The following is a 2,991-nucleotide window of genomic DNA, read 5'->3' as shown; positions in this document are numbered from 1 at the left end:
CTGATGCCCAGTTCCCGGCATAGCTCCGGCACCGCAAGCCCAGCCTCCGCGCGCTTGAGCGCCTCCAATATCTGGCTATCTGTGAATCTCGACTTCTTCATCTGCAGAACTCCCTCTTAACGAGAAAATTCTACTTCTCCCAGCGGTGGATTTCAGGGGGTATTACCCTTTTTGCCAGTGTGTACTGCTGCGAATCGAACTCATGTTGCTCCCATGTAGAATTCCGAGCCGGTGCAGTGAACCGCCATCGCCTGCAAGCAGGGGCAACAAGAGGAGGATTAAAAAACTATGCGTTTCATCGCGGGGGGACCATCGATACCCGACGACCTACTCGTTGCACGCGACGCCGGTCAAGTGTTGTTCTTTTGTGGTGCCGGAGTATCTCGTGCACACGCACACCTTCCCGACTTTGTTACGTTGGCAGAGAGAGTATTAGCGCTCCTTGGATCTGCTAGCGACAGTCCAGCACGCATGCTGTTCGACGCGATGAAGGACCTAAGCTCGCGTAGCCAACTTCCGGGCTTGGTGCCAACGGACCGAATTTTTGGAATGTTAGATCGGGAGTTTGACCCAGCTGAGGTGAGAGAGTCTGTGGCGGTAGCCCTTAGGCCAGCGCCCGCATGCAGTCTTACCGCACACCAGATCTTGTTGGACTTGTCCCGCTCGCCCGGTGGAACACCGCGTCTCGTTACAACGAACTTTGATTTGTTATTCGAAGAATGCGATAAATCACTGCAGTCGTTCAGTCCACCGAAGCTCCCAGCACCGAATCGCAAGAATGACTTTCGGGGGATCATTCATATTCACGGGTGCGTCGACCAAAGCTACGTCTCGGCACGGGACAACGACCTAGTACTTTCAAGCGCCGATTTCGGGCACGCCTATCTGTCCGACGGTTGGGCGACCCGGTACATCCAATCATTGCTAGAGCACTTCCACATAGTATTTGTGGGATATTCGGCAGACGACGCCCCCGTTCAATATCTGCTCGAGGCACTCAACAGTTTTGCGAAGCCGAGACACTCCCTATTTGCGTTCCAGTCCGGCGTAAATGCCGCTTGGCACTGGCGACACAAGGGCGTAGTACCAATAACGTACGACAGTGCAAATGGTCACGAGGCTCTTTGGCAAACGTTAGCGGCATGGGCTGAGCGCGCCCGCGATGTCGAGGCATGGCACTCGCGTCAACTAATCATGGCCGAAAGCGGACCTGCGACGCTCGCCGCGCACGAGCGAGGCATCATTGCACACATTGCATCGTCAAAGGCTGGGGCGAAGCTCCTCCACACTTCCCAAACGAAAATACCTTCGGATTGGATATTCGTATTTGACCCCAAGACTCGCTACGGAGAACCAGATCGGTTCTCCGGGAGCGGCGATGACGGCAAGATTTTTGACCCGTTCGATTCGTTTTGCTTGGACTCTGACGAAGCACCGCCCCCATCCAATCCCAACTCCTTTGGAAAGGTCCGAGACGTTCCAAACGGCGCGTGGGATGGTTTGTCAATCATGCCAAGCGATTTGTCCGACCTTTCGGCCGATTCCTCGGCACGACTATTCAGCGGAAGCACGTCCTCTCCTCGCCTACCAGATCGACTCTGGAACATCGGGATGTGGATCAAAAGGGTAGCTCATCAACCAGCAGCCCTGTGGTGGGCAGCAAGCCAATCCCCACTTCACCACGACGTAATCAGTAACATCGAGTGGTCCTTGAGACAAGAGTCAGCTCTCTATGGGGAAGCGGTGGTGCAAGGGTGGCGAGTGTTGCTCGCGTCTTGGAGGCAAGAGCCCGTAAAACCGAGTTACGAGCAGTACGCTATTGCCGACATGTTGAAGCCCAACGGGTGGACACGATCTTTGGTGCGAGATGCCATGGCCCTATACAGGCCACGGTTGACAGTAGCGCCAGCATTCGGGGCACGCCCGCCGCAGCCTCACGGCGACCTCAAAATGCAGGACATTGTGCACGTCGGAGTGGAATATCCAAAGCCGGACGCCGACCTTGAAATATCAGCGAATATGCTTGCGTATGCGCTTTCCATTTTTCGACAGCATATCAAGCACGGAATTGAGCTAGAGGGCGAAAGAAACCCTGATAGCCCTGTCTTGTTCTTCGATTCTCTTCGGACCGATGGCGAGAATCCAGCAGGCAGCACCGAGTTCGGCTTGACCGGACACCTAGTCGCGTACACGAAAATGGTACTAAAACTCGCGGCGTCCGATCCGGACGGCGCGCGAGCGGAAATGCAACAATGGGCGGAAAGCGATGAAGTATCGGTAGCCCTCCGTGTTTGGTCCGCAGGACAACCCTGTATCACCGGCATCTCAGATGCCGAGTCAATCCTTCTCTCTCTTGACGATAAATCGTTTTGGGAAAGCCGGGGGGAACGCGACCTTCTAATGGCGTTGCGTGATCGCTGGCACGAATTCACGCAGCAAACCTCGACCATAATCGAAGAGAGATTACTTTACGGGGAAATTCCTTGGTTGGAAGGGCGAAAGGACCAAGTGGAGCTTGAAGCGCATTATCGCCTTTGCCGAATATATTGGCTAAAAGCCCAAAAAATCCAACTCTCGTCTCAAATCCTGGCGCAGACGGAAAAACTACGGCCGCAGGCCCCGGATTGGAACGAAAATTCGATCGAGTACACAGCGAGCCCTCGCGTTTCGATGGTGCGCGAACTGAAAATCGATAAAGACTCGTCGGCCTTAACCGACTTGCCGATTGCCGAAATCTTACGAACGGCACACTCATTGGGAGAGATCGACGCACGGGCGTTTCGAGCCAAACAGCCGTTTCGCGGGCTTGCGGAAACAAAACCGTCACGTGCCATTTGCGCAATCAAGAGAGCGGCATACAACGGCGAGTTCTACCCATGGGCTTGGAATGCCGTGCTGCAAACAACGGCAAACAGCTTAGTCTCCAGTTTCAAGTGCAACACCGCGAATGATGTAGGGTGTTGCGATGAAGAAGAACTACAGGCATTTGAG

At 54.5% G+C, this 2,991-nt stretch carries 2 protein-coding genes and 1 pseudogene; 2 read left to right on the top strand and 1 reads right to left on the bottom strand.

Annotated elements, in window-relative coordinates; all coding sequences use genetic code 11:
• On the bottom strand, positions 1–101 hold a 101-nt coding region (locus PSO31014_RS22160; protein ID WP_150553586.1), incomplete at its 3' end, for a transposase.
• A gap of 187 nt (positions 102–288) precedes the next feature.
• Here PSO31014_RS22160 and PSO31014_RS22995 point away from each other — a divergent pair.
• Together PSO31014_RS22995 and PSO31014_RS22795 are read left to right on the top strand one after the other, a co-directional pair.
• Positions 289–1,077: pseudogene (locus PSO31014_RS22995) on the top strand (SIR2 family protein); the annotation flags it as partial.
• 873 nt (positions 1,078–1,950) lie between these two features.
• Positions 1,951–2,991, top strand: a 1,041-nt coding sequence (locus PSO31014_RS22795; protein WP_246176983.1) for a hypothetical protein, incomplete at its 3' end; no start/stop codon positions are given.

Origin of the sequence: Pandoraea soli (assembly GCF_902459595.1) — a bacterium.
In the GTDB taxonomy this organism is placed as follows: Bacteria; Pseudomonadota; Gammaproteobacteria; order Burkholderiales; family Burkholderiaceae; genus Pandoraea; species Pandoraea cepalis.
Note: the sequence above shows the minus strand (reverse complement) of the source record. Positions and strands in the feature narration are given on the sequence as shown.